Source organism: Tenacibaculum amylolyticum (assembly GCF_964511145.1).
GTDB lineage: Bacteria > Bacteroidota > Bacteroidia > Flavobacteriales > Flavobacteriaceae > Polaribacter > Polaribacter amylolyticum.
This window is the reverse complement of sequence record NZ_CAZEFZ010000072.1, coordinates 1-25856: the sequence shown is the minus strand read 5'-3', so window position 1 is coordinate 25856 and position 25856 is coordinate 1. Positions and strand designations below refer to the sequence as shown.

Annotated in this window: 23 protein-coding genes and 1 pseudogene; 11 read left to right on the top strand and 13 right to left on the bottom strand. The window is 30.1% G+C overall.

Annotated features, from left to right (window positions below; translation table 11 throughout):
• Positions 1-56: 56 nt before the first annotated feature.
• Positions 57-1325: pseudogene (locus ACKTTC_RS17310) on the bottom strand (hydroxymethylglutaryl-CoA reductase, degradative); the annotation flags it as partial.
• Between the two features lie 149 nt (positions 1326-1474).
• Between ACKTTC_RS17310 and ACKTTC_RS17305 the strand changes: the two are divergent.
• The 4 genes from ACKTTC_RS17305 (at position 1475) to ACKTTC_RS17290 (ending at position 7266) form a co-directional block, all read left to right on the top strand.
• A complete protein-coding gene (locus tag ACKTTC_RS17305) occupies positions 1475-3664 on the top strand; it encodes a S9 family peptidase (RefSeq protein ID WP_408041114.1) in 2190 nt (729 codons plus the stop codon).
• Positions 3665-3683: 19 nt separating this feature from the next.
• Positions 3684-5042 carry a peptide MFS transporter gene (locus tag ACKTTC_RS17300; protein ID WP_408041113.1) on the top strand — a complete coding sequence of 453 codons (1359 nt, stop codon included), beginning with the start codon at positions 3684-3686 and terminating at the stop codon, positions 5040-5042.
• Positions 5043-5085: 43 nt separating this feature from the next.
• Positions 5086-6657: a peptide MFS transporter gene (locus ACKTTC_RS17295; RefSeq protein ID WP_408041112.1), complete on the top strand. Its 1572-nt coding sequence runs from the start codon at positions 5086-5088 to the stop codon at positions 6655-6657.
• Positions 6658-6750: 93 nt separating this feature from the next.
• Positions 6751-7266: a thioredoxin family protein gene (locus tag ACKTTC_RS17290; protein WP_408041111.1), complete on the top strand. Its 516-nt coding sequence runs from the start codon at positions 6751-6753 to the stop codon at positions 7264-7266.
• 6 nt (positions 7267-7272) lie between these two features.
• On the opposite strand, the gene ACKTTC_RS17285 is transcribed toward ACKTTC_RS17290, so the two are convergent.
• The 4 genes from ACKTTC_RS17285 to ACKTTC_RS17270 all read right to left on the bottom strand — a co-directional run bounded on the left by ACKTTC_RS17285 (position 7273) and on the right by ACKTTC_RS17270 (position 13344).
• Positions 7273-9297, bottom strand: a complete 2025-nt coding sequence (locus ACKTTC_RS17285) for a ComEC/Rec2 family competence protein (protein WP_408041110.1) — start codon at positions 9295-9297, stop codon at positions 7273-7275.
• Positions 9298-9387: 90 nt separating this feature from the next.
• A complete protein-coding gene (locus tag ACKTTC_RS17280; protein ID WP_408041109.1) occupies positions 9388-10467 on the bottom strand; it encodes an energy transducer TonB in 1080 nt (359 codons plus the stop codon).
• 357 nt (positions 10468-10824) lie between these two features.
• Positions 10825-12519: a lysine--tRNA ligase gene (gene lysS, locus ACKTTC_RS17275; RefSeq protein WP_408041108.1), complete on the bottom strand. Its 1695-nt coding sequence runs from the start codon at positions 12517-12519 to the stop codon at positions 10825-10827.
• A gap of 324 nt (positions 12520-12843) precedes the next feature.
• Entirely contained in the window at positions 12844-13344 is a 501-nt protein-coding gene (locus ACKTTC_RS17270; RefSeq protein ID WP_408041107.1) for a DUF456 domain-containing protein, read from the bottom strand.
• 206 nt (positions 13345-13550) lie between these two features.
• Between ACKTTC_RS17270 and ACKTTC_RS17265 the strand changes: the two genes are divergently transcribed.
• The 6 genes from ACKTTC_RS17265 (at position 13551) to ACKTTC_RS17240 (ending at position 18785) form a co-directional block, all read left to right on the top strand.
• Positions 13551-14027, top strand: a complete 477-nt coding sequence (locus ACKTTC_RS17265) for a hypothetical protein (protein ID WP_408041106.1) — start codon at positions 13551-13553, stop codon at positions 14025-14027.
• Positions 14020-14391 carry a BlaI/MecI/CopY family transcriptional regulator gene (locus tag ACKTTC_RS17260; RefSeq protein ID WP_408041105.1) on the top strand — a complete coding sequence of 124 codons (372 nt, stop codon included), beginning with the start codon at positions 14020-14022 and terminating at the stop codon, positions 14389-14391. The genes ACKTTC_RS17265 and ACKTTC_RS17260 overlap by 8 nt, the downstream gene beginning before the upstream one ends.
• Positions 14391-15887 (top strand): M56 family metallopeptidase, encoded by a 1497-nt coding sequence (locus tag ACKTTC_RS17255; protein ID WP_408041104.1) that lies wholly within the window; start codon positions 14391-14393, stop codon positions 15885-15887. Before ACKTTC_RS17260 ends, ACKTTC_RS17255 begins: the two co-directional genes overlap by 1 nt.
• A 119-nt stretch (positions 15888-16006) precedes the next feature.
• On the top strand, positions 16007-16894 hold the full coding sequence (locus ACKTTC_RS17250) for a hypothetical protein (RefSeq protein WP_408041103.1): 888 nt from the start codon (positions 16007-16009) through the stop codon (positions 16892-16894).
• 11 nt (positions 16895-16905) lie between these two features.
• Positions 16906-18156, top strand: coding sequence for a tetratricopeptide repeat protein (locus tag ACKTTC_RS17245; RefSeq protein WP_408041102.1), 1251 nt, complete (start codon positions 16906-16908; stop codon positions 18154-18156).
• Between the two features lie 164 nt (positions 18157-18320).
• Entirely contained in the window at positions 18321-18785 is a 465-nt protein-coding gene (locus ACKTTC_RS17240; protein WP_408041101.1) for a hypothetical protein, read from the top strand.
• Here the strand turns inward: ACKTTC_RS17240 and ACKTTC_RS17235 are convergent.
• From ACKTTC_RS17235 to ACKTTC_RS17225, 3 genes are all read right to left on the bottom strand, one after another.
• Positions 18760-19299 (bottom strand): hypothetical protein, encoded by a 540-nt coding sequence (locus tag ACKTTC_RS17235; protein ID WP_408041100.1) that lies wholly within the window; start codon positions 19297-19299, stop codon positions 18760-18762. The genes ACKTTC_RS17240 and ACKTTC_RS17235 overlap by 26 nt on opposite strands.
• Before the next feature lie 67 nt (positions 19300-19366).
• Positions 19367-19927: a Crp/Fnr family transcriptional regulator gene (locus ACKTTC_RS17230; protein ID WP_408041099.1), complete on the bottom strand. Its 561-nt coding sequence runs from the start codon at positions 19925-19927 to the stop codon at positions 19367-19369.
• Between the two features lie 3 nt (positions 19928-19930).
• A complete protein-coding gene (locus ACKTTC_RS17225) occupies positions 19931-21442 on the bottom strand; it encodes a GH3 auxin-responsive promoter family protein (protein WP_408041098.1) in 1512 nt (503 codons plus the stop codon).
• 55 nt (positions 21443-21497) lie between these two features.
• Between ACKTTC_RS17225 and ACKTTC_RS17220 the strand changes: the two genes are divergently transcribed.
• On the top strand, positions 21498-22292 hold the full coding sequence (locus tag ACKTTC_RS17220; RefSeq protein ID WP_408041097.1) for a DUF2797 domain-containing protein: 795 nt from the start codon (positions 21498-21500) through the stop codon (positions 22290-22292).
• A gap of 97 nt (positions 22293-22389) precedes the next feature.
• On the opposite strand, the gene ACKTTC_RS17215 is transcribed toward ACKTTC_RS17220, so the two are convergent.
• From ACKTTC_RS17215 to ACKTTC_RS17195, 5 genes are all read right to left on the bottom strand, one after another.
• Entirely contained in the window at positions 22390-23322 is a 933-nt protein-coding gene (locus ACKTTC_RS17215; protein ID WP_408041096.1) for a hypothetical protein, read from the bottom strand.
• Positions 23323-23423: 101 nt separating this feature from the next.
• Positions 23424-24404: a hypothetical protein gene (locus tag ACKTTC_RS17210; protein ID WP_408041095.1), complete on the bottom strand. Its 981-nt coding sequence runs from the start codon at positions 24402-24404 to the stop codon at positions 23424-23426.
• A gap of 137 nt (positions 24405-24541) precedes the next feature.
• The gene (locus ACKTTC_RS17205) at positions 24542-24931 is read right to left on the bottom strand and encodes a nuclear transport factor 2 family protein (RefSeq protein WP_408041094.1); all 390 of its coding nucleotides are present in this window, start codon (positions 24929-24931) and stop codon (positions 24542-24544) included.
• A gap of 2 nt (positions 24932-24933) precedes the next feature.
• A complete protein-coding gene (locus ACKTTC_RS17200) occupies positions 24934-25317 on the bottom strand; it encodes a DoxX family protein (protein WP_408041093.1) in 384 nt (127 codons plus the stop codon).
• 77 nt (positions 25318-25394) lie between these two features.
• Positions 25395-25763 carry a helix-turn-helix domain-containing protein gene (locus ACKTTC_RS17195; protein ID WP_408041092.1) on the bottom strand — a complete coding sequence of 123 codons (369 nt, stop codon included), beginning with the start codon at positions 25761-25763 and terminating at the stop codon, positions 25395-25397.
• Between the last annotated feature and the right edge of the window lie 93 nt (positions 25764-25856).

Here is a 25856-nt window from a genome sequence, read left to right as displayed (position 1 = left end):
GAAAGTTGATTTCTAATATCCTTTTCATCTGAAAAATTTACCCAATTAATAGAAGGCTTACGAAGTGAATTTAATTTTTCTACAACAGCACTATGCGATACGGTTCTGCTTTCAAAATAAGCGGCAACAGCTTCTTTTTCAGCAGGAGTTGCATGATGTTGATTCAAAATATTCATCAAGTGCATTTTCATATGTCCATGCTGTATTCCTTTTGTCGTTAAGGCACGTAAAGCAGCAAAATTTTGAGCTAAACCAGCAGCAGCAATAATTTGCATTAAAGTTCTTGCTGAAGGTTGTTGCATCATATCTAACGATAATTTAGCCATTGGATGCAAAGCTGTTAATCCTCCAACAGTTCCTAAAGCTAAAGGAATCTCTATCCAAAACTTGAAAATGCCATCAGAAACTTCACAATGTGTTAAGCTAGTATATTCTCCATTTCGTGCAGCATATGCATGCGCACCAGATTCAATGGCTCTAAAATCGTTTCCAGTGGCTAAAACAACAGCATCTATACCGTTCATAATTCCCTTATTATGGGTAACTGCACGATAAGGTTCTATTTGAGCAATCTTTACAGCTTGTTCAAATTTATAAGCAAATTTTTCTGGATTTTCTCCACCTAAATCAGCTACAGGGCAACTTACTTCTGCACGTACAACACAATCAGGAACATAATTAGATAAAATGCTCATGATGATTTCAATATCTTCTTTCTGAAATCTTTTAGCAATTGCTTCTAAACAAGAATTGATAAAATTTGCTCCCATACTATCCTTTGTTTCAAAAGTAACATGCAGTTGATAGTAATTGGCTAGTTTATCGGTTTTATCAATTAGTTCAATATCTAAAATTCCACCACCACGTTTCTCCATGTTTTTAGTAATTGGAGCAGTAGCAGCATACAGTTCAGTTTTTGTTTGTTGAAAGTAGGTAATAAGATCTTTTTTATTTCCAGTATATAAAAAATGAACCTGTCCAATTTTTGTTGTAGAAATAACTTTAGTTTTAAATCCACCTCTGGTACTCCAATATTTTGCAACTTTAGAAGCAGCAGCAACTACAGAGCTTTCTTCTACAACCATGGGAACTACATACTCTCGCCCGTTAATTACAAAATTAGGAGCGACACCATAGGGCATATAAAAATTAGAGATTGTGTTTTCAATAAAATCATCATGGAGCTGTTGTAGTTTTTCATCAACATTCCAATATTGCTTAATGGTCTGAATAATCTCAGGCTGGTTATTAAAGTAGTTTTTAGCCAACCAATCGATTTTCTCTTCTTTAGAAAGTTTAGAGAATCCAGAAATAATCTTCGACATTCATCTTGTTTTTATGAAAAACAAAGATATATCTTTCGAGGAAATCACATTTTACAAATGTACTTTTCTGTTAAATTAAGGTGAAATTTATTATTTTTTCGTAAACTTGGCAGTCGTTTTATCAATTTATCAAATAAATAACCTACTTGATGAGAAAATTATGCTTACTAGCAATTTTTGGACTGCTTTTTACCGTTAAAAGTCAAACAAATACAGCTAATACTTCTACTAGTGGCAAGGAAATTACTTTAGAAGAAATTTGGAATGGAACTTTTACCCCAGAATACATGAATGCTTTAAATTCTATGAATGGGGACTTTTATTCTGTATTAAATGTAGATCCTGCTACAGGAAATACTAGTGTAGATAAATATAGTTATCTAACGCAACAGAAAGTGGAAACTATTGTTAACAGTAAGGATTTATATGGATTATCATCTTTTAGTTCTTATTCTTTTAATAATGACGAAACTAAATTGTTATTAGGAACAGACTTTAAAAAAGTATACCGTCATTCATACAAAGGAACTTATTATGTATATACAATTGCTACTAAGCAATTGGCTTTAATAGGAAAAGATATTCAAGAACCAACATTTTCTCCAGATAGTAAGAAAGTAGCATACGCAAAAGATAACAACCTATACGTTAGAGATCTTGTAGGAAATGCTGAAATTAGAATTACTACCGATGGAAAAGTAAATTCAATTATTAATGGTACTACAGATTGGGTATATGAAGAAGAGTTTGGTTTTGTAAGAGCTTTTGATTGGAGTAAAGACAGTAACTATTTAGCTTTTTTACGTTTCGACGAAACTGAGGTTCCTGAGTTTTCTATGGAAGTTACAGGAAATAGCTTATATCCGTCTGTAAATAAATTTAAATACCCTAAAGCTGGAGAGAAAAATGCGAAAGTAGTTTTAAACTTATTTAACTTCTCTCAAAAAAATATAAGAAGAATAGATTTAAGAGGATATGAATATATTCCAAGAATTCAGTGGACGAATCAACCAGATGTATTATCGATTACTACATTAAATAGACATCAAAATGATTTAAAATTATATTTCTACAATGCAACGTCTAAAAGCTCAAAAGTAGTTTTAAACGAAACAGATGAAGCATACGTAGATATCCAAGATAACTTAACGTTTTTAGCAGATAATAGTTTTATTTGGACTAGCGAAAAAGATGGGTTCAACCATATTTACCATTATAACAATGATGGAACGTTAAAGAATCAAATTACTAAAGGAAGTTGGGAAGTAACCAATTACTACGGTTATAATAAAGAAAGTAAAAAAGTATTTTATCAATCTGTAGAAAATGGTTCTATTAATAGAGGAGTGTATTCTATTAATTTAGATGGAACAGATAAAAAATTATTGACTCCAAAGAGTGGTCAAAGTTATGCGTCTTTTAGCAAAAACATGCAGTTTTTTATCAATACATATTCGTCAGCGAATCAGGTGCCTACTTACACCTTGTATAGCAGTGATGGAAAAAAGATTAAAACACTTATAGATAACTTAGAGTTACAAATAAAAGTTAAAAGATATAACTTAAGCAAAAAAGAATTCTTTACAGCTAAAATTAATGGGAACGATTTAAATATGTGGATGATTAAACCTGCTAATTTCGATCCTAATAAAAAATATCCAGTATTAATGTTTCAATACTCAGGTCCAGGTTCTCAGGAAGTTGCAAACCGTTGGAATAGAAGTAATGACTACTGGCATCAGATGTTAGCACAAAAAGGTATAATTGTTGCTGTTGTAGACGGACGAGGTACCGGATTTAAAGGAAGAGATTTTAAGAAAGTAACACAAAAGCAATTAGGAAAATACGAAGTTGAAGATCAAATTGCTGCAGCTAGATTTTTAGCAAGACAACCATATGTAGATGCGAGTAAAATTGGAATTTGGGGATGGTCTTATGGTGGTTTTATGAGTTCTAATAGTATTTTAAAAGGAAACGATGTGTTTTCTATGGCAATTGCTGTTGCTCCAGTAACTTCTTGGCGTTTTTACGATACAGTATACACAGAGCGTTATATGACTACGCCTCAGGAAAACCCTAGTGGATACGATGATAATTCTCCAATTAATCACGTAGATAAATTAAAAGGAAAATATTTATTAATACACGGTTCTGGAGACGATAATGTGCATGTGCAAAATACCATGAGAATGGTAAATGCATTAGTAGGAGCAAACAAACAATTTGACTTGTTTATTTATCCAGATAGAGCGCATGGTATTTATAAAGGAAAGAATACAAGGTTGAATTTATATACAAAAATGACAGACTTCGTATTAGAAAACCTGAAAAACAAATAAGAACTAAAAACTATAAAGAATGAACAACTCAGCAATTAAACAAAAGGAACTTTTTGGGCATCCTATTGGCCTATATGTCTTGTTTTTTACAGAAATGTGGGAACGTTTCTCGTATTATGGAATGAGAGCTATTTTAGTATTGTACTTAGTAGCAAAAACTACTGATGCGAATGCTGGGTTAGGATGGACAAATAAAGAAGCATTAGCTTTATATGGTTGGTATACAATGTTAGTATACGTTGCTTCAATTCCTGGAGGTTGGATTGCAGATAAAATTTTAGGGCAGAAAAAATCTGTTTTATACGGAGGAATTCTATTAGTAGCTGGACATAGTGTGTTAGCAATAGAGCAAATGTGGGCTTTTTACACTGGTTTAGGATTAATTATTGCTGGTGTTGGAATGTTAAAACCAAATATCTCGACAATGGTAGGTGGTTTATATAAACCAGGAGATATCCGTAGAGATAAAGGGTTTACTATTTTTTATATAGGAATTAATATAGGTGCTTTCTTAGCTGCTTTAATTGTAGGATACGTTGGAGAAACTTATGGATGGCATTATGGATTTGGTTTAGCAGGTATTGGAATGGCATTAGGATTATTACAATATGTTGCTGGACAAAAACATTTAAAGCATGTTGGTAATTTCTTAGGTGTTTCAGAAAACATTGAAGAAAAAGAAGCAATGAAAAAGCCTTTAACCAAAATAGAAAAAGATAGAATCGTTGTTTTATTTATTTCATTCTTATTAGTAATTATTTTCTGGGGAGCTTTTGAGCAAGCTGGAGGATTAATGAATATTTATGCAAAGGATAAGACAAACCGTATGTTAATGGGATGGGAAGTTCCAGCTTCATGGTTCCAGTCTTTAAACGCAATGTTCATTATTTTCTTAGGAACTTCTGTTGCAGGATATTGGGCACACAGAAAGTTAAAAGGAAAAGTTGCTACTTCTTTATTTAAGATGATTATTGGATTAATCATCATGGGAACTGGATTTTTCTTTATGTCTGCTGCAGCAGGACAATATGAAGCAGACGGAGCTTCAGCAATGTATTGGTTAGTATTAGCATACTTATTCCACACTGTAGGTGAATTATGTATTTCACCTGTAGCATTATCTTATATTACAAAATTAGCTCCTTTAAAATATGCTTCTATAATGATGGGAGTTTATTTCGCTATGACTGGTTTTGGTAATAAATTAGCAGGATTGTTAGGAGAATCTGCATCAGAATTAGGTGAGTTTACAGTATTTACAGGTATCGCTGTATTTTGTGTTGCTTTCGGACTTTTAGTTTTATTATTTAGAAAAAAGTTAGAAACACTTACTCATGGAGCAGAGGATAATGAAAGAGATTTAACAGGAGAAGAATAAAGTTTTCCTAACTAAGGATAATTAGTAATCAAATATATTTTTAATGAATACAGATATTTTATTTAAAGATAAAGTACTAGGGCATCCAGCGGGGCTGTTTGTGCTTTTCTTTACAGAAATGTGGGAGCGTTTTTCTTATTATGGAATGCGTGCTCTTTTAGTACTTTTTTTAATAAGTTCAATAACTGATGGTGGTTTTGGTTGGGAAAAAGCAGAGGCTTTATCTTTATATGGAACATATACTATGGGGGTGTATTTAACACCTGTTTTTGGAGGTTTAATTGCCGATAAATTATTAGGATATAGATGGGCTGTAATTTTAGGTGCACTTATTATGACCTTAGGACATGCTGCGATGGCGGTTGAAACTCCACTATTTTTATATATAGGTTTAGGATGTTTAATGGTAGGTAATGGGTTATTCAAGCCTAATATGACTTCTATAATTTCTAATATGTATAGAAACCATGAAGGAAAAAAAGATGGGGCTTATTCTATTTTCTATATGGGAGTGAATGCAGGTGCATTCTTAGGAATTATGCTTTGTGGGTATATAGGAGAGAATTACTCTTGGTCTTTAGGATTTGGATTAGCAGGTATCTTTATGTTCTTAGGGATGTTACAATTTTATTTTACTCAAAATATCTTTGGAGATATAGGTTTATCTCCTAAAAAGAAAGAAGAGTTGAGTTTAGAAGTAATTGGTAAAGATGGGGATCAAGATTTTGTAGATAAAGCAAATGAGGAAGAAAATACACCTAAAAATATTGTAATAGATAGATTAATTGCTGTAGTAATATTTTCATTATTTACAGTATTCTTTTGGGCTGCATTTGAGCAAGCAGGTGGTTCTATGACAATTTTTGCAGAAGAATATACACAAAGAAACCTTTCTGGAGGTTATGGTACTTTATTTAAATATATAGATGCATTACTAACAATTCTACCTTTAGGAATCATCTCGTATGTTTTATATGTGTTATTTAAAAAGACTTTTGCTAAATATGCTCTAGGTAACATTATACTTTCAGCTAGTTTTATTGTTATTTGGGGTATAGTTATCTGGAAAGTTAATAGAGATTTTTCTAAAGAAAGTGTTGAGGTTCCTGCTACTTGGTTTGGGATATTAAATTCACTATTTATTATTACGCTTGCACCTGCATTCTCTAAATGGTGGGAAAGTAAGTATAATATTTCTGGACCAATGAAGTTTGGATTAGGACTTTTATTATTAGGAATAGGATTTGGGTTTTTAGCGATGGGATCAGGAGATATAATTACTGGTGAGCCTATTATAAAAGTAAGTATGTTTTGGTTAATCGCAGCCTACTTATTCCATACTATGGGAGAATTATGTATTTCTCCGGTAAGTTTATCTTACATTAGTAAATTAGTTCCTGCTAAATGGATCGGATTTATGTTTGGAGTTTATTATCTATTTATAGCAATGGGTAATAAATTAGCAGGTACAATAGGAAGTTATATAGAAGAGATTGAAAAAGCGTATTCTATTTCTGCATTTTTCTTAATCTTTACAATAGTTCCTGTAGTTGCAGGTTTAATTATTGCATCATTAAGCCCAGTAATGAAAAAATTAATGCACGGAGTAAAGTAATAACATATACTTTAAGAAGATATTAAAAACCTGTCAAGTATTATTTGACAGGTTTTTTTGTAAATTTGGAATACTTATTGAGACATACTGATTATGAGAAATATTTTTTTAGTAGCTGTTTTCGCTATAACAGCATTAACAGCAAAAGCGCAGGAAGTAAATTGGGTATCATTTGAAGAAGCTTTAGAGCTGAATAAAAAGAACCCTAAACCAATTTTAATAGATTTATATACAGATTGGTGTGGTTGGTGTAAGCGTATGGATGCAACTACTTATAAAAACGAAGTAATTGTAAAGTTTATAAACGATAATTACTATGCAGTTAAAATGGATGGAGAAGGAAAAAAAGATATTACTTTTAAAGGAAAAACATTCAAGTTTGTGCAGAAAGGAAGAAGTAAATACCATGAGTTAGCAGCGGCTATTTTAAATGGAAAAATGAGTTATCCAACTACCGCTTTTTTTAATAAAGATGAGCAATTAGTGCAAGCTGTTCCTGGATACCAAACTAAAGAAAATTTTGAAAAAATTTTAGCATACTTTAGTGGAGATGCATATAAAAGTACTCCATGGAAAGATTTTGAGAAAAACTTCAAGAGCGCTTTATAAAGCTATCTAATATAACAATCTATAAGCGCCATTTTGCCCTGTGTGGTAAAATGGTGTTTTTTGTTTTTTACAAGTTTCTTTCCATCGGTTGATATAACTTTTATAATTAGTTCCATTAGCAATAATTAATTGAGGTTGTATATTTTTAATCAAACGATTTAAATTAATCTTTGGAGAATGCTCTAAAACAACAATACTATTTTTAAGTCCTTTCTTAGGATATACTCCTAAACTGTCTATGAATAAAATATACTGCTTGTTTAGATGGAGAATCGCAGGTCTTTTATTTAGTGTGTCTAGCTTTATATTCTCTTTTTGTATATAAGAAGATATTATTTGGTTTTTACTAGTAGAACTACTATCTAAATTAGGAAATAATTGTAAAATTTGTCCTTTTCGTATACCAGTAAGAGAACTTTTATTCTTGTGAAATATGATGAACTCATTCTTCTGATTTTTAGTATACTTTTGAATGACTAAAGTAATTTGTAGAATGAAAATAGAAGACAATACAAAAATTAGTCGTTTTACAGTAGCTTTCTTTATAAATTGAAATGATACAACTAATATAATGTACCAAAGGAAGAGCTCTACGTAAGACATAGAAATTTCAGTAAGTACAAATACCTCCTGTTTGGAAATCCATATTATAATCGCGTTCATAAAAGCAATAATTTTTCCGTAGCATATGGCTAAAATGTTTGGAAGTACATTTAGTAAGGCAAGCACAGCGATTAAAATACCTCCAAATAAGATGAAACCAAGGAAAGGAATGATAAGCAAATTAGAAAGTAAAAATAAGCTTGGAAATTGATGGAAGTAATATAAGCTTATAGGCAATACTCCAAGCTGTGCAGCAATAGAAACTGTACTTAATTGCCATGTTTTGTCAATCAGCCAGTATTTAGGTTTCCATAAGGAGTATAATAAAGGTTGAATCCAAACAATACTAAACACAGCAAGATAACTCAATTGAAAACCCACGCTAAATAAAAACATTGGATGTATTAATAGTAAAAAGAACATAGAAGCGATTAACGAATGTTCAATGGGCTGTTGCTGATTCATATTCATTCCAATAATCATAAAGGAAAACATTGTAACAGCTCTAACTACCGAAGCAGATAATCCTGTAAGGATAGCAAAAGAACTCAGGAGAACGATAAGTAATACAGATTTTATAACTTTTCCGTAAGGTAAACGTTCAATAGGCGTAAGTAAAAAACTTAAAAAGAAAGCTAAAATTCCAATGTGTAATCCTGATATGGCTAGAATATGAATGGCACCAGCTTTTGTGTAGCTCTCTAGTAAATCTTTTGAAATTTCATCACGTTGCCCCAATAATAAAGCATTAATTACAGCAAATTCATTTTGTGAGAAGTGTTTCTCTAAAGATCTCTGAATTTTACTTCTTATTTTATAAGCTATTCCTCTTATCGAATTTTTGCTATTTGATATGAGCTGTACGTTTTTTGAGTTTGTGAAAATTTGATGATATATCCCTTGTGTTAGTAGGTATTTCCGATAATCAAATTGATGTGGATTTAAAGGTGAATTAATTTCTTTTAGATTTGATGGAGTTAATAAGATTGTATTAGGAGTTAATTTTGGTGCCAAAGAGTCTTTTCGAATATTAAGAATTACTCTACCTGTAGCTTTTTGTTGATCTAACTGCAGAACATCAGCTTTGTATCGATTATAATAAGAGTTAGATTTTAAAACGCTACTTATTTCAAGTAACACTGTAGGGTGATCCTTTAGTGTCTTAATATAATGATTTACGTAGTTTTTTGAATTGGTAATATAAGTAGTACTAATGCCTAAGAACACAAAAAGAATATAAGTGGTAATTGTATAAACTGTTCTTTTTTGTAATACTTGAGTAATTATTAATATACAGAGAAGTCCATTCAATAATCCTATTAATAAAAGAAAACTAAATTTCCAGATATTTAGATAGAATTGAATGTAAATACCTAAAATAAGACATAGCAAAAAACAGGTAGGTGTGTACCTAAATAACTTTTTCATAACATTTTAAAGTTATGAAAAAAATCTTAAAAAGAAAAAGCTGTAGGATTTCCTACAGCTTTTCTAAAATATTTTAATAAGTAATATGTATTAGTTTAATGTGAATCGGATTGGAAATTCGTAAGAAACATCTACAGTAACATTATCTTTTAAAGCAGGTTTAAAATCTGGTAACTTCTCGATAAGTCTCTTAGCTGCTACTTCTAAAATTTCACCATTTTCCGGTCCTTTCGCTTTTAAATTAACAATTTGACCAAAACTATTGATTACAAAACTAACATTTACAGTTCCTTGAATATCTGCGTTAATTGCGTCTACTGGATAAGCAAAGTTTTCTTGTACATGTTTTTGTAATTGTTCAATAAAACAATCTGTTGTTGCATCATTATTCTTCTTACATTTTGGGAAAGAAGGAATTTGTGTTACTTCACTAAAAGTGAAAATTTTTCCTGTTTTTACTTTAGTTTTAGGTCTAATGTTAGTTCTCTCTACCCCAGGGATTTTAAACTTAATTTGTAAACTATATTGAACATCAATAGGTGTTCCTAAGTGTTTTCCAGGGACAAATCTAGGTAACTCATCTACAATTCTTTTTGCTTCCTCTCTTAATAACTCTCCTTTATAAGGGAATAATGTATTATTAATTACAGTATTTCCTTTTTTATCGATAATAAAGTTCACCATAACTCTTCCTTGTACTCCAGCTTTGTATGCTTCGGCAGGATATTGGAAATTTGTTTGGATATGGTGAGACATAAGTCTTCTAAAACATTTTTCCTGTGCAAGTAATGCTTCTTGTTCACACTCTTTAAATAAAGGAATTTGGTCTGCTTTATAAAAAGAAACAACACCATTTTTACTCTCTTTCTTTAGAGACAGGTTGTTAATTAAATTGGTTTTTTGTTTTACTTGAGTAACCTTTTGTTGGTAGCCAGAAGATAAACCAGCACTAGTCGCCATGTTTCTCTTTCTTCTTACTCTTTTTCTACTTGTAACTTCAAAAGATACTTTTTTGCCTTTCTTTTTGTCTTTGTCTTTCTCAATAACACATTTAGTAATACTGTTTAAATCTAAAACAGGATCACTTTCTGAGGTTTCACATGTATTGGCTTGCTGAGATAATGAACTTAGACTAATTAATAGGGCGGGGAATATTAATTTAAATTTCAAAAGTTTAAGTTTTTAGGGATTAGGGGCAACTAAAATAATTTTTTTTTACAATTTTAACAATATAAAAGTCGATTTTTTAACGAAATATTGATATTGTTAACATTAAAACAACGTAGAATTAATATTGAAAAATTGCAGAAAAAAAATAAAGAATTCTAAGAATTAGCTAAGAGATTAACTGAGTATTTATATAGATGGGTTAAGTGTAAGATAATGAGGTTTATAAAGGTTTTTGGAAAAGAAATGAATAATGACAATAATTAAAAACGCCACTTCAAATTAAAAGAATGATACTTTTATGAAGTGACGTTATATTTTTAGAAAACTACTTTTTAAAGCAGTTTCTTTTTATAAACTTTATGTTAGGCTAACAAATAAACCATCATCGTTTTTAGTAACAGCAGCTAGTTTATTTTTTGTTAAACCTTTAATTGTTTTATCCCACTTTTTGTTACTTAAACCAGATTGAGTCTTTAATTCATTTAAAGCAATTGTTTCAGCTTTCTCTAGTAAAACTAAAACAGCTTTTTCATCATCGTTTAATTCTACAGTAGGAGCAGCACGTTCTGGTTTCATTTGTGGGAAGAATAATACTTCCTGAATAGAAGGATTGTTTGTTAAATACATAATTAAACGATCCATTCCAATTCCTAAACCAGAAGTAGGAGGCATTCCATATTCTAAAGCACGTAAAAAGTCCTGATCAATAAACATTGCTTCATCATCTCCACGATCTGCTAATTTTAATTGTGCTTCAAAACGTTCACGTTGATCTATTGGGTCGTTTAACTCTGAATAAGCATTGGCGATTTCTTTACCACAAACCATTAATTCAAAACGTTCAGTTAACTCAGGATTATCTCTGTGTTCTTTAGTTAAAGGAGACATTTCTTTCGGGTAATCAGTAATAAATGTAGGCTGGATATAATTTCCTTCACATTTTTCACCAAAAATCTCATCAATTAATTTTCCTTTACCCATGGTTTTATCTACTTCTATTCCCATGTCTTTAGCTGCTTCGAATAATTCTTCTTCAGTCTTTCCTATAATATCGAAACCAGTAAAGTGCTTAATAGAATCAGCCATTGTTACACGAGCATAAGGCGCTTTAAAATCCACTTCATGTTCTCCAAAAGTAGCTTTGGTTGTTCCGTTTACAGCAATAGCACAATGTTCTAATAAGGTTTCAGTAAACTCCATCATCCAGTTGTAATCCTTATATGCAACATAAATTTCCATTGCAGTAAATTCTGGATTGTGAGTTCTATCCATTCCTTCATTACGGAAGTTTTTAGAAAACTCATACACACCATCAAAACCACCAACAATTAATCTTTTTAAGTATAATTCGTTAGCAATTCTCATATATAATGGAATATCTAAAGAGTTGTGATGCGTTATGAATGGTCTAGCAGCTGCACCACCAGGAATAGGTTGTAAGATTGGAGTTTCTACTTCAAAATACCCAGCATCATTAAAGAATTGACGCATCGCATTAAAAAGTTTCGTTCTTTTTACAAACACTTCTTTTACATGTGGATTTACAACTAAGTCAACATAACGTTGACGGTAACGTAATTCTGGATCAGAAAAAGCATCATATATTTTCCCGTTTTCATCAGTTCTAGGTTGCGGTAATGGTTTTAACGATTTACTTAGTAAAGTAAAACCTTTAACCATTACAGTAATTTCACCAACTTGTGTTTTAAATAATTCTCCTTCAATCCCTACAAAATCACCTATATCTAAAAGTTTTTTGTATACTTCATTATATAAAGTCTTGTCTTCACCAGTACAAATTTCATCACGATTAAAATATACTTGTACTCTTCCTTCACTATCTTGCAATTCAGCAAAAGAGGCTTTACCTTGTATACGACGAGACATTAATCTACCAGCAATAACTACCTTCTTACCTTCAACATATTTCTCTTTAATCTGTTTGGAATTAGCATCTAATGGAAATAAGTTAGCTGGATAAGGGTTGATTCCTAGCTCACGTAATTTTGTAAGCTTTTCTCTACGTACAATCTCTTGTTCTGATAATTGCATTGATATTCTTTTTATGTGTTTGAAATTAAAGGCGCAAAGATACAATCAATTGAAGAATTAAACAATATAGAGTAACGTTGAAAAGAAGAAAGATTAAAGCTATAAACACACAGTTTTTATTCTTTTTGACACTTAGGGAATAAATTTTTATTAAAAAAAAGTATTTTTTTGTTTGGAGGTATTTTAAAAGTTGTTATATTTGCAGGCTGTTTAATTTTAAAAACAGCGTTTAGTTGTGTTGTATGGCAAGAAATTGCCTAGGTTTTGTTAACCAATGGAAAGCTTCCCTAACGGGATGCTTTTTTATTTTATGCCTATTTCATTTTAAAATATACTGCTTTTATATTCCCAAACTTTTATTAGAAACAGCACAAAAAATACAGCTGCTACAGAAAATTTAATAGTTACAGATGCTAAAAAACCTAAGAAGGCACCAAAAGAAGCTTTAATGGCTCTATTAGTATCTTTACTGTCATATAATAATTCACCAATAAGAGCTCCTAAAAAAGCACCGATTAGAATTCCAAAAGGAATAGGAGAGAAGAGTCCAATGATTAATCCAATTGTAGTACCATAAGCGCCATATTTTGTGCCACCAAACTTTTTGGTTCCCATGGCAGGAATAAAATAATCAAGTATAAAAATAAGTAAAGCTATAAAAAGAGTGATTCCTAAGAATGTCCAATTTTGAGGAACTGCTTTTGTAAGATGTAATAAAAGTAGGCCTATCCAACCAGTTATAGGGCCTGGTAAAATTGGAAGAAAAGAACCTACGATGCCTAAAAAAACAAAAATAAAACCTAATAAGGTTAAGAATATATCCATAGAATACTAACAATTTATTTAATGATAGGACGATTGTATGTGTCCTTTGTTACAATGTCAAAAAATCAATTCAAGGATTTTCTAGGTTTAATGGTACTTCTGTAAAGGGTTTATTATTAATGAATTGATTTTATAACTAAAAAATTAGTTTAAACTAATTTTTTAGTTATATTTGTAGAAGCGAACAATAAATAAATGTTTTTGAAATGAAAAAGATGGTATTCTATATATATGTATGTGTTGGTTTGTGTGCGTGTAATCAAACTGATATGCAGGTAACAAGTGTACATGACAAAACTGCTTTTGAGAAATTTAAAAAGTTAGATTTAGATGCAACGTATCAAAATCTATTAAATCCTGACTTTTCAACAAAGGAACAGTATACAGAGGTAGTTAATTCGTGGAGAGGTTTTCATGAAAAAGTAAATACGATTTTACAAACAAACAAGTTTTCTTGGGAAGTTGCAAAACCTACCATTACTGTTGTTAATAAAATTTATTTTGATAAAAACGGAAATATCGATCATTTTTTAGTCAATATAAAAAATCCTGATATTTCAGATGAGGTTAAGGAAAGTTATAGAAAATTATTAGCAGAGAATATAGATAAACTTTCTATAAACCTAAAAAGAAAAGAACAATTTGCACAATGTGGCAAGGTAAAATATCAAAACTATGAGTAAACAATTAACAAAGGCCGAAGAGCAAATAATGCAAGTATTATGGGAATTAAATGAAGCTTCTGTAAAAGAGGTAATAGCAGAGTTACCTAATCCAAAGCCAGCGTATAATACTGTTTCTACTATTATAAGAATTTTAGAGACAAAAGAATTTGTTGCCCATAGAGCGAAAGGAAGAGGATACGTGTATTATCCAATTATAGAAAAAACAGCTTATAGTAACCAAAGCTTGCATAAACTAATGAATGGTTATTTCGAGGGATCTTTTAGAAGTATGGTGTCTTTTTTTATGAAAGAAAACAAATTAGACATTAAAGAGTTGGAAAGTATTTTAAAAGAAGTAGAAAAAACTAAAAAAGAGAAATAATGCTTACGTATATTATTCAAGTTATATTATTCCAAGTACTGTTTTTAGGAATTTACGACCTGTTTTTAAGTAAAGAAACTTTCTTTTCTAAAAATAGATTTTACTTACTCATTACAATAATACTATCTTTTGTATTACCGCTTATTAAAATTCCAACGATACAAAAAGTAGTAACAGAAGAATACAATATCATTTTACCAGAAATTGTGCTTTCTCCACAAACAGTTATAGAACAACAAAAATGGTATCAATCTATAAATTACTTAGATGTATTATTTTGGATTGGGGCGTCCTTTTTTGTAGCAATATTACTGTATAAATTAGTTAAGATATTTTCAATTGTTTATAAAAATAAAGTAACAAGATTTTCAGACTATAACTTAGTATCGTTACCCAATAGTACAAAAGCATTTTCTTTCTTTAACTACATTTTTTTAGGAGATAAAATAGAGGAAAAACAAAGAGAAAAAATAATTACACACGAGTTAGTTCATAGTAAGCAAAAACACACGCTAGACTTACTGTTTTTTGAATTTTTAAAAGTGGTAATGTGGTTTAATCCAATGATTTGGGTTTTTCAAAAACGTATTTCGTTAGTACATGAATTTTTATCTGACGCAGTAGCAAGTAAAACTACTGAAAAGAACACATACATTAATAGTTTGCTTTCTGAAGCATTTCAAGTAGAGCAAATAGCATTCATCAATCAATTTTATAAAAGTTCGCTACTTAAAAAGAGAATAATTATGATGACAAAAAAACAATCAAAAAAAGTACAGCAATTAAAGTATCTATTATTAGTACCGGTATTAGCAAGCATGTTGTTGTATACAGCATGTTCAGAAAATGAACCTTCTATAAACCAGCAAGAAAAAGTAAGTGAAGGAAAAAATCCACCACCGCCACCAATTTTTAAGGCAAAAGGAAGTGTAGATGTTCTTTATGGAAAAGAAGTACCAACTACTAGAGAATATAGCTTTGATGAATTATCAGAGCAAGAGCAAAAAGATTTTTCTAAGATAAAAAGTACTTTTAAAGTAGTAGGCGATACATTCAAATTACGAATTTTTGAAGGAGAGAATGATAGAAAAGTGGTGTTTATCGATATGAAGGAAATCATTAAGAAAACAAAAAAAGCGTATGCTGAAGAAGGGTTGGTTCCATTTTCAGTGCTAGATAATCCACCAGCTTTTATAGGAAAAGGTACAGGAAAAGACAGTTTCAATAGAAATATGGCCGATTTTGTACAAGATAATTTTGATTCAAAAATTGCAAATACATTAGGATTAGAGCCTGGAAAAAAGAGAATTTATGCACAATTTAGAATTGACAAAGAAGGAAACGTTGTAAATATTAAGGTAAGGGCACCACACCCTAAATTAAAAGAACATGTAAAAGAAATGATAGAAAAGCTTCCGCAAATGACACCAGGAGAAAAAGATGGGAAGATTGTAAAAGTAGGGTATGTATTACCTATCACATTTGAAGTGAATTAATTAAAATAAATGAAAGAAAGAGTTTTTATAAGCTTGATTATAATGCTGTGATTAAAAGCTGAAGGTTAACCTTCAGCTTTTAATGCAGCCTATAGTGTACTTTTTAAAATGAAATGAAAATGAAGTATTTACATATATTAATGCTGTGTTTTGTTATAGATATATTGTATTCACAGCAAGTTCCAGATCTCGAATTCGCTCCAGAGATTACAAACAAATATGAAGGAGTAATTTATGTAGATCATGCACACAATAACTTTCATAGAATTGATAATAGATTCAAACCATTTGCTAACGTTTTAAAAAAAGCAGGTTATTCTGTAAAAGCTTTTGAAAATCCTTTTACAGAAAAGAATTTAAAAGATGTAAAAGTTTTAGTTATTTCTAATGCTTTATCAGCCAATAGTAAATCTCCATTTGTTACTCCTACTGAGAGTGCTTTTACAAATAAAGAAATTCAAAACATTAAAAACTGGGTAGCACAAGGAGGTGCACTATTTTTAATAGCAGACCATATGCCTTTTGCTGGAGCGAGTAAAAAACTAGGCGATGCTTTTGGATTTACTTTTTATGATAGCTTTTTATTCGATAAACGTAACAGAGGTATATTTGATTATACAGAAGAAGAAAACGAATTAGGAGTTCATGAAGTTATAAATGGGGATGATAAAAGTGAGAAAATTACAAGCATCAGAACGTTCACTGGTCAAGCATTTAAAATTCCTAATAAAGCAACTTCTATTTTAAAAACGAATGAAAATTTAGTTGTCTTTTTACCAGATACAATGTGGCGCTTTTCTGAAAAAACAAAACGATTTCCAGCTAAGAATATGTCACAAGGAGCTGTAATGAAATTTAAAAAAGGAAAAGTTGCTGTATTTGGAGAAGCAGCAATGTTTACGGCACAATTAGCAGGGAAAAATAAATTTAAAGTAGGAATGAATGCTCCAGAAGCTTCTCAAAATTATAAATTGTTATTAAATATAATTGCTTGGTTAACTAAATAAAAAAATAAATTATGATCAGAAAAAGTGTACTTATTGTTTTTACATTAATGATATTTCATGTAAAAGCTCAGGAAGAGTTTAAATCAATAGATAAATTAATTGATGTAGGAAGATATCATACAGCGTTAACAGAATTAAAATCGCTATCTCCAACATTTAAAAGTAGCTATAAAATAGCAATTCTATACGATGCTATAGATAACCATAAAGAAGCAGCTAATTATTTTAAACAAGCATTAACGTTTAAAGACGATTATAAAACAAAAGTTAAGTTAGGTAAATCTTTACGAAAGGATAAAAAAATAACAGAGGCTATTCATGTATATGAAGATATTCTAAAAACTGATCCTGAAAATCTTTTGGTAAAATATGCATTGAGTAAAATGTATTTACAAAAAGGAGAAGCAAAAAAAGCAAAAGGTTTATTACAGAAATTAATAAAAGAAGATCAGAACAATGCTAATTTTCATTATCAACTTGGTATTGCAAATACTGCATTAGGAAAAAAATATAAGAGAGTAGATAATTTTCTGGATGCTTATAATGTAGATGCACAACATTTTAATGCTATAGAAAAATTAGCAAGAGCATTTACCAAGTTACGAGATAAAGATTCTGCTTCAATTTTTATTAATAAAGGATTGGCATTACGTCCTAATCATTTGAATTTAAATAAGCTAAAAATCAACAGGCTTTTTCTAGATAAAAAGTATAATGAAAGTTTACTTCTTTTGAAGAATTTGGATAGTATAGCTCCTAATGAACATTATACAAATAGTATGTTGGGAAAAACATACCTAAAATTGGAGCAGTACGATAATGCAAAAAAACACTTTCATAAAGCAACAAAAATTAACAATGAAGATTTTAAAAGTTATATTTATTTAGGAGAAATTTATTTAAAACAAAAAGAAATAAAATCTGCGATGTACAATTTTGCAATGGGAAGTTATATGGGGAAAGAAAAGCGAGATAAAGCCCATACAGGTTTAGCAAAGGTTTATCTAGAAATGAAATTGCCTAATAGAGCTATAGAAGAGTATAAAATAGCTGTAACTGAAAATGCAAATAATTATAAAGCACTTTATGAATTAGCAAAACTTTCAGATAATTATTACAAGGATAAAAAAATAGGACTCCGTTTGTACAAACGATATTTAGATCGTTTTGAAAATAAGGTTCCTGAGATAGATGCTTTTGTGAAAAAAAGAATAAAAGAAATTAAAAAGTCATATTTCTTGAAAGGAGAAATTGTAGAATGATAAGAAGGTAAAGATTTTTAATGTCGTATAGGTTTCAATAGAAAGAAAAAAGACATAAATAGCGTTAAAAAGAACAATTTTTAAGCAAATTGAGAAAGTTTAAACAAGTTGTAAATCTATTTTTTATATTTTCACTTTAAAAATCTCATAAAGTGAAAATTAGAATGATTTGTTTTTTGATTGGGTTAAGTACTTGCACTTCGTGTAATTACTTTTCTGGTGAGAAAAATAATGCAAGTCATTCAGGAATAGATACTATTGTTGATTTTTCTACGGTAGATGTTTCTCCTTCTTTTAAAGAATGTGAAGATTTATTAGATGCAGAAAAAACTGGTTGTTTTAGAAAGCAGATTAGAGAAAAGTTTGCAAAAAGACTAAGCAGATATGTGTTCTCTAGTGAAGAAGATATAGATGAAACAATTATTCTAGTATTGAATATCAGTCAGAACGGAAAAATAGTAGTAGAGAATGTAACATCTTCTGAATATGTAAAGGAAAACTTACCAGAACTTTCTGAAATTTTAATGCAAATGGTAGATAGCATACCCAATTTATATCCAGCAACAAAAAGAGGAATACCAGTAACTACGCAATATAAACTTCCTATACGAATACAAACCAAAGACTAAGTAGAACAATAATAAAAGGGAATAGCACAAAAGAAACTGAAAGTACAATCCAAAGTATAAAAGTTACTTTATTAAAAGTACGTGGTTGCTCTCTTTGTATTTTTTGTGCTAATGTTTTTATAGGTAGTTGTAATAAATCATATTTGCTAATTCCTAAGTCGATAATACCATGATATTTTAATCCTGTTTTATATCCTTTTAAAATCTCTTTTGGATAGCGAAAAAAGGCAAAGCCCATGGTCCATAAGCTAAGAAAACTAATAGGAAAGTAGCGCCAAATACCAGTGGCAATTTCCCAGCCAGCTATAAAACTTTCTCCTTTCCAGGAAGTATCACATTCAAATAGCACATGCTCTATGTCGTGTATATGAATTACTTTTTTACGAAATTCAGTATTAGGAACTTTTAAAGAGAAGAATTTAAAATCTAATTCAAAAAAATCTAAATCTTCGCCACCGTTTTCAGGAATACCATTTTCTTTATAAAAGACATCTAGTTTTTTAGCAATAATCATAACTTTTCTATTAATACGGGAAAATTAGCGACTATTTCTAATGTAATGATTGACAATTGTCAAGAACTTACTTTCCTCTAATTCTACTAAATGTTTCTGGAGTCATGCCTAAGAAAGAAGCAATGTGTTTTGCAGGTACTCGATTGAATAATTCAGGTTTTTTCTGAAGCAAATCTTCATAACGTTCATGAGAAGTATGCAATAGTAAACTATCTATTCGTTCTGCAAGGTCTATATAGATTTTCTCTAAAAATAAACGCCCAAAATGTTCAAATTGATGACTTTTTGCAGATAATCGTTCTAAGTCTTCTCTTGAAATGGCTAAGCATTCAATATCTTCTAGAGCTTCAATGCTATACTTACTTTTTTTTCTTTGAATAAAACTATCAATAGCAGTAATACTTTCCTGTTCTTGTGCAATATGAACTGTAATATCTTTTCCGTCTCGATAGTAAAATACCCGAGCAATTCCAGAAAGCAATAAGAAAAAGTGCTTACAAATAGCATTAGAGGTATGTATTAAATCTCCTTTTTTAAACGATTTTGGAATCGCTACTTCTTGTAAAGCATCAGCAATTTCTTTGTTTTCTAATAATAAATCAGCGTTATGTAAGAAAAAAGAATCCAAATTTTATTGTAATTGATTTAGTTCTTCAATGAACTCACGCTTGTTAGATAATCTAGGAACTTTATGTTGTCCTCCTAATTTGCCTTTTTTCTTGAGCCAGTCGTAAAATAAACCAGAACGAGCTTGATGCACTTTAGGCATGTTTAATGTCATATTGTTATAACGTTTTGCTTCATAATCGGAATTGCAATTTTTTAAAGCATCGTCTAACATTTCAGTAAAGAAAGATAAATCTTTTGGTTGGTTATGAAACTCAATAACCCATTCATGCGCTCCTTTTTCTTTCCCATTCATAAAAATTGGAGCTACCGTATAATCTTTAATACTGGCATCTGTTTTTTTACAAGCAGATTTTAAAGCCTCTTCAGCATTTTCAATAATTAACTCTTCTCCAAAAACATTAATGTGGTGTTTGGTACGTCCAGTAATTTTTACACGATAAGGTTCGGTGCAAGTAAACTTAACAGTATCTCCAATTAAATATCTCCATAAGCCTCCGTTGGTTGTAATTACAACAGCATAATTAACATTTTCTTTTACATCAGAAAGTGGAATGGCTTTTGAATTTTCACCATCATATTCACTCATTGGAATAAACTCATAAAAAATTCCGTAGTCTAACATTAATAACAATTCATCAGACTGATTTCTGTCTTGGATAGCAAAGAATCCTTCAGAAGCATTATAAGTTTCGTAGTATTTAAAATCTTTGCTAGGAATAAGTTTTTTGTATTGTTCTATATAAGGTTTAAAGTTTACACCACCATGAAAATAGACTTCTAAGTTAGGCCATACTTCCAAGATATTGTCTTTTCCGGTTTTCTCTAAAACTTTATTCAACAATACTAACATCCAAGAAGGAACACCAGCCAAACTAGTAATATTTTCATGAATAGTTTCGTCTATTATGGCGTCCATTTTTGTTTCCCATTCGCTCATCAAAGCAACTTCTTGTTTTGGAGCAGAACTATAATCTGCCCAAAAAGGCATGTTTTCTATAATGATTGCAGAAAGATCTCCAAAATGAGTGTCATTGTCTTCATAGATAGCAGAACTTCCTCCCAAACGAAGTCCTTTTCCAGTAAAAAGCTTTGCATCTTCGTTGTTGTTTATATACAAGCAAAGCATGTCTTTTCCTGCTTTAAAATGACAACCTTCTAAAGCTTCATCACTAACCGGAATAAATTTACTTTTAGCATTCGTTGTACCACTAGATTTTGCAAACCATTTAATTTTTGTAGGCCAGAATAAATTTTGCTCACCTTTTCTACAACGTTCAATTAAAGGTTCTATACTTTCATACTTCTGAATAGGAACACGTTTCGCAAAATCAGCATAGCTTTCAATAGAAGAAAATTGTTGTGCTTTTCCAAATTCGGTATTTTTAGCTGTGGTTATTAATTTTAGTAACAGTTCTTGTTGAACATCAACAGGATATTTTAAAAATAATTCGATTTGATGCTTTCTTTTTTTAAGAAACCAAGAAATTATAGAATTTATAAACTGGAACGGCATTTTTAACCTCGAATTTGTAAGTTTGTTGTTGGCTAAAAATAGTAAATTTTATAACATGCAATACACAGGCGTTTTAAAAAAAATGAGAACTGAACTTTTAGATACAGTTCAGTATTATTTAGATATGAAAACTGATTTTTTAAATGTAAATCAGTTACTTAACAAAAAGATAGAAATGACTTTTGTTACTTATGAATGTTTGAATTGCGGTTTAGAGAAAGAAATTTACCGTCAAGGCTTTTGTAAATCCTGCTTTTTTGAGACACCAGCTGCTGGAGATTGGATTATGAGACCTGAATTAAGTAAGGCACATTTAGATGAAGAGGATAGAGATTTAGAGTATGAAAAGAAAGTACAATTGCAACCTCACATTGTGTATTTAGCAAATTCAAGTAATGTAAAAGTTGGAGTAACACGTAAAAGTCAAGTACCAACACGTTGGATAGATCAAGGTGCGCACGAAGCTATAGAAATTGTAGAAGTACCAAATCGTTATTTAGCCGGAATTACTGAAGTTGCATTAAAAGAGCATGTAGCCGATAAAACTAACTGGCGTAAGATGTTGAAAAATGAAATTGAAGATGAAGATTTGAGTAAATGGCAAGAGCGTTTGCATAGTTTTATTCCAGAAGAAGCCCAAGAGTATTTTATAGAAAATAATAAAGAAACGAAAATTAATTTTCCTGTAGAGAAATATCCAGAAAAGCCGAAAAGCTTAAATATTAAAAAGGAAGGAAGTTATACAGGAACGTTGGTAGGAGTAAAAGGACAGTATTTTATTTTTGAAGACAATACTGTGTTTAATGTAAGAGCTAATGAAGGATTGGTGGTAACTATTAATGTGTTATAATGAATCGATATTCATTACAAAAAGTATTTTCTAAATATTAAAAAGCTCATAGTTTTAAACTATGAGCTTTTTAATACATTTAATTTTTAGTGAAACTTTAATAAACCCAACGAAGTTCGTCTATTTTATAGCTAACTCTTGGTTTTCCTGCCTGACGCGTTTCCATAAATGCTTCTTCAGCATTAAAATAAATACGTATTTGTTTTGCAGGAAGTGTGTAGAAAGAATCACGAAGAGCAAAGGTATCTGTACCTTCAAAAGAAGCAAAACTTCTTTCAAATCTCTTAACAATAGATGTACCTGCCCAAGCAATGATAGAAAAATCTGTTATGGATTTATATACATTATCACCAGAAAGCCTCCAATGTTTACCATGCAACCATTCATACTTCATGTGAATACCATAATCAACTCGTAAAACTCCCATATAATAAGTATTAACAAAAGCTTCAATAACAAATTTTACAGGTGTTCCATTATCTCCAAAGTTGTATTGATATTTTGCATCTACCCAACCTCTTTTAATAGCGTCAATCTCTGTTGTAGAAGATTGTTGTTTAATATTATAAATTGTTACATTGTTATAATTTGATACAGTACTAGTTTCGCTGTTGTTTTTAATTTTTTCAAGTAGTTTAGTATCTTGTTTGTCAATAACATATTGTACCCAATCTTTAATATAGATAAGCTCTGAGCCAATTATAATTTCTCCATTGTAATTATATAAATTCAAAATAAAATCAGCATATCCTTTTTCTTGCAGTTTTTCATTTTGTTGTAGTTTTTGAAACCCTTTTTCTTTTAAGTAATTTTTTAAATCTAGCATTAGAGAGTTGTTGTCTAGAAAAGACTGAAATTGATCTTTATCCTCAAAAACCAAGCGATCATTTTCAATTTTAGGAAAACTACTCTGAGGAGCTAATGATGCAGATACATCATTGTCGTCAGAACAACTAATAAAACTCAAAGGAATCATTAGTAATGTTATAATTAATAGTAATTGTTTTGAGAGACTTCTTTTGTTTTTCATAATTAAATAGTGTGTAAATAAATTTGATTTAAATTTTTTAGGAGTTTGCTACAGTAAACTCTATTGAAGAATTTTAAGGGAAATATGGCTTTCTATAACTTTTAGATTACAAAATTAGCAACCCATTCACATTCTTGATCATATTCAAATCTATATTCAAAAAACAAAGTGTCAGGTTTGGTTGGGTCTTTGGATTTAAGTCTACCTTTAATTACTAACCTATAATTTAGATTTCCTGGAATGGCATTAAATTTAGGAGCTCTAATGATCATATCAGTATTACTAACTTGTTTTCGGTAAGGAACAGATTGAAAAATATTTGCACCAGTATCTGTATTAGTTAATTGAATAGTTACGTCAAAAGCTTCTTTAATTATAACTTCACCAGCTGGCTTCCAAATATATTTGCCATGTCTCCATTCATATTTAGAGTTTACGCCAGTATCAATGCTTAATGCAAAAGTGAAAGGCCCAGACATATAATACGTTTTATTAAGGAAAGCCTCATATACAAATTTCATTGGAGCATAACTGGGATGATGCACTTCATGTTGGTACTTTGCATGCGACCATTTAGCCTGAGCATTCTCATTAATTTGTAATGGTATTTTTTGTTTTTCAATATTAAAAACAGTTACATTTTTTGAGAGAATCTTCTGATTTTGTGTTAACTTTCTTTTTATACTCTGCAATAATGATTCATCTTGATTAGGGATGAGGTATTGTGTCCAATTTTTTATGTAAATAATATTTGAACCAATTTGAATTTCTCTGTTCTCATTGTATAAATCTAAGATAAAATCAGCATAACCTGTTTCGTTATCATTTACGATACTTCTTAAGGATTTAAAATTTTCAGCTTTAGAAAGCTGTTTTATAGCTGATAAATCCTCGACAAATTGGACATAGTGATCACTATTTTCAAAAACAAATCTACCATTTTCAATGTTTGGAAGATTATCTTCTGCAATCAAAGGAATAGATGTGTCATTGTCATCAGAACAACTAATAAAACTCAAAGGAATCATTAGTAATGTCATAATTAATAGTAATTGTTTTGGGAAACTTCTTTTGTTTTTCATAATTAAATAATTGATTAATATTTGATGATAAAATTATTTAAAAAGGAAGCTAAAAAAATCACCCGTTTTGGATGATTTTAAAAAGAGTTAAAATTAAAAGTCAAGGAAACTTCAATATGGTATTATTAAAATAAAGCTTATTGTGTTACTATTATTTCTCTTATAATTTGCCAACGGTTTTCCTCATAAACTAAATCAATACTTAGCACCAAATGTTCTTCTTTGCCTGTTAAATTAACTTTTCTAGATAATATTATATGAGCTGTTGTCTCTTTTATTTCAGTATGATGAAATTGACTCCAAGTATTTAAAGGAGCCTCATTATTTTCTTTCTTTTGTTGAAATAAAGCGATGAATTGCTGTTTATTTGAAATTACTTTTTCATTTTTAGTATTGATGAAAATAACTTGAAGTTTACCGTGATAGAGACTCTCTAATGTGTCAATATCAAATTGTGTTCCTGCTGCAATTAGGTTTTCTATAGTTTGAATTACAGTTTTTGTATTCGTTTGTAGTTCAGTATTCATTCTTAATCATCACTGTTTACTTGGATATAATTTCCAAAAACTTTTCTATCGTAAATCCAAGATATAATGGTAAAAATAGTTGCGAGAATAGAAAATAAATATTCTCCATCTAACACCATCAAATGTGCAAAAAAAGCAAGAATAGCATCGAATAGAAATCCAGCGTAAGCTAATTCTTTAAGAAAAAGTGATCTTCTTGTTAGGATAACTATAGGGGCTATGATTTTTAAAAAAGCTAGAGGATAAATGATCCATGTAGGAAATCCTAAGTTGATAAAAAAACTTTCAGCTCTTGGGTAATTAAAAATATACATCATAGCTCCCATGATGAATAGCATTGATAATAATCCTGTACTAATCCAATAAATTGTTTTATTTGTATTCATTTTATTCAAAATTTTAATGAGTACAAAGATCTGTTGAGGTTAGTATTTTTTAATTATCGATATATGTTTTAAAATAGTCAATCTGTAACCGAAGAGGTTTTTGTAAGTTCTTTTGAAAATTGATTAGGAGTAATTCCTGTATGTTTTTTAAAAAATCGAATAAAATTTGATGGCTCTTTAAAACCCATCTTATACGCAATCTCTTGGGAGGTATATTTATTTTCAGAAATATTTCTTTTAACCTCTAATAATAACCAGCTATCTAAAAAAGCTTTAGCTGTTTTTTGTCCAATTTCTTTACAAATATCATTTAAGTATTTATAGGAAACAGAAAGTAGAGATGCGTAGTCTTTTGCATTATGAGAAGAAGTATGATGTTGGGTTATAAGCCGCTTAAATTTTATAAAATCGTTGTATCGCTGGCTTTCAAATGTTGTGAAATTCACCTCCGATAACCGTATAATTTGAAGTAATAACTGAATAGTTGCACAACGTTAAGTTAGAACTTGTAACTATTTCAATGACATAAAAATTAATTT

Coding starts and splice junctions, on each gene's coding strand:
- ACKTTC_RS17305 (WP_408041114.1), top strand. CDS start 1,475: ATGAGAAAATTATGCTTACTAGCAATTTTTGGACTGCTTTTTACCGTT.
- ACKTTC_RS17300 (WP_408041113.1), top strand. CDS start 3,684: ATGAACAACTCAGCAATTAAACAAAAGGAACTTTTTGGGCATCCTATT.
- ACKTTC_RS17295 (WP_408041112.1), top strand. CDS start 5,086: ATGAATACAGATATTTTATTTAAAGATAAAGTACTAGGGCATCCAGCG.
- ACKTTC_RS17290 (WP_408041111.1), top strand. CDS start 6,751: ATGAGAAATATTTTTTTAGTAGCTGTTTTCGCTATAACAGCATTAACA.
- ACKTTC_RS17285 (WP_408041110.1), bottom strand. CDS start 9,297: ATGAAAAAGTTATTTAGGTACACACCTACCTGTTTTTTGCTATGTCTT.
- lysS (WP_408041108.1), bottom strand. CDS start 12,519: ATGCAATTATCAGAACAAGAGATTGTACGTAGAGAAAAGCTTACAAAA.
- ACKTTC_RS17270 (WP_408041107.1), bottom strand. CDS start 13,344: ATGGATATATTCTTAACCTTATTAGGTTTTATTTTTGTTTTTTTAGGC.
- ACKTTC_RS17265 (WP_408041106.1), top strand. CDS start 13,551: ATGAAAAAGATGGTATTCTATATATATGTATGTGTTGGTTTGTGTGCG.
- ACKTTC_RS17260 (WP_408041105.1), top strand. CDS start 14,020: ATGAGTAAACAATTAACAAAGGCCGAAGAGCAAATAATGCAAGTATTA.
- ACKTTC_RS17255 (WP_408041104.1), top strand. CDS start 14,391: ATGCTTACGTATATTATTCAAGTTATATTATTCCAAGTACTGTTTTTA.
- ACKTTC_RS17250 (WP_408041103.1), top strand. CDS start 16,007: ATGAAGTATTTACATATATTAATGCTGTGTTTTGTTATAGATATATTG.
- ACKTTC_RS17245 (WP_408041102.1), top strand. CDS start 16,906: ATGATCAGAAAAAGTGTACTTATTGTTTTTACATTAATGATATTTCAT.
- ACKTTC_RS17240 (WP_408041101.1), top strand. CDS start 18,321: ATGATTTGTTTTTTGATTGGGTTAAGTACTTGCACTTCGTGTAATTAC.
- ACKTTC_RS17235 (WP_408041100.1), bottom strand. CDS start 19,299: ATGATTATTGCTAAAAAACTAGATGTCTTTTATAAAGAAAATGGTATT.
- ACKTTC_RS17225 (WP_408041098.1), bottom strand. CDS start 21,442: ATGCCGTTCCAGTTTATAAATTCTATAATTTCTTGGTTTCTTAAAAAA.
- ACKTTC_RS17220 (WP_408041097.1), top strand. CDS start 21,498: ATGCAATACACAGGCGTTTTAAAAAAAATGAGAACTGAACTTTTAGAT.
- ACKTTC_RS17215 (WP_408041096.1), bottom strand. CDS start 23,322: ATGAAAAACAAAAGAAGTCTCTCAAAACAATTACTATTAATTATAACA.
- ACKTTC_RS17210 (WP_408041095.1), bottom strand. CDS start 24,404: ATGAAAAACAAAAGAAGTTTCCCAAAACAATTACTATTAATTATGACA.
- ACKTTC_RS17205 (WP_408041094.1), bottom strand. CDS start 24,931: ATGAATACTGAACTACAAACGAATACAAAAACTGTAATTCAAACTATA.
- ACKTTC_RS17200 (WP_408041093.1), bottom strand. CDS start 25,317: ATGAATACAAATAAAACAATTTATTGGATTAGTACAGGATTATTATCA.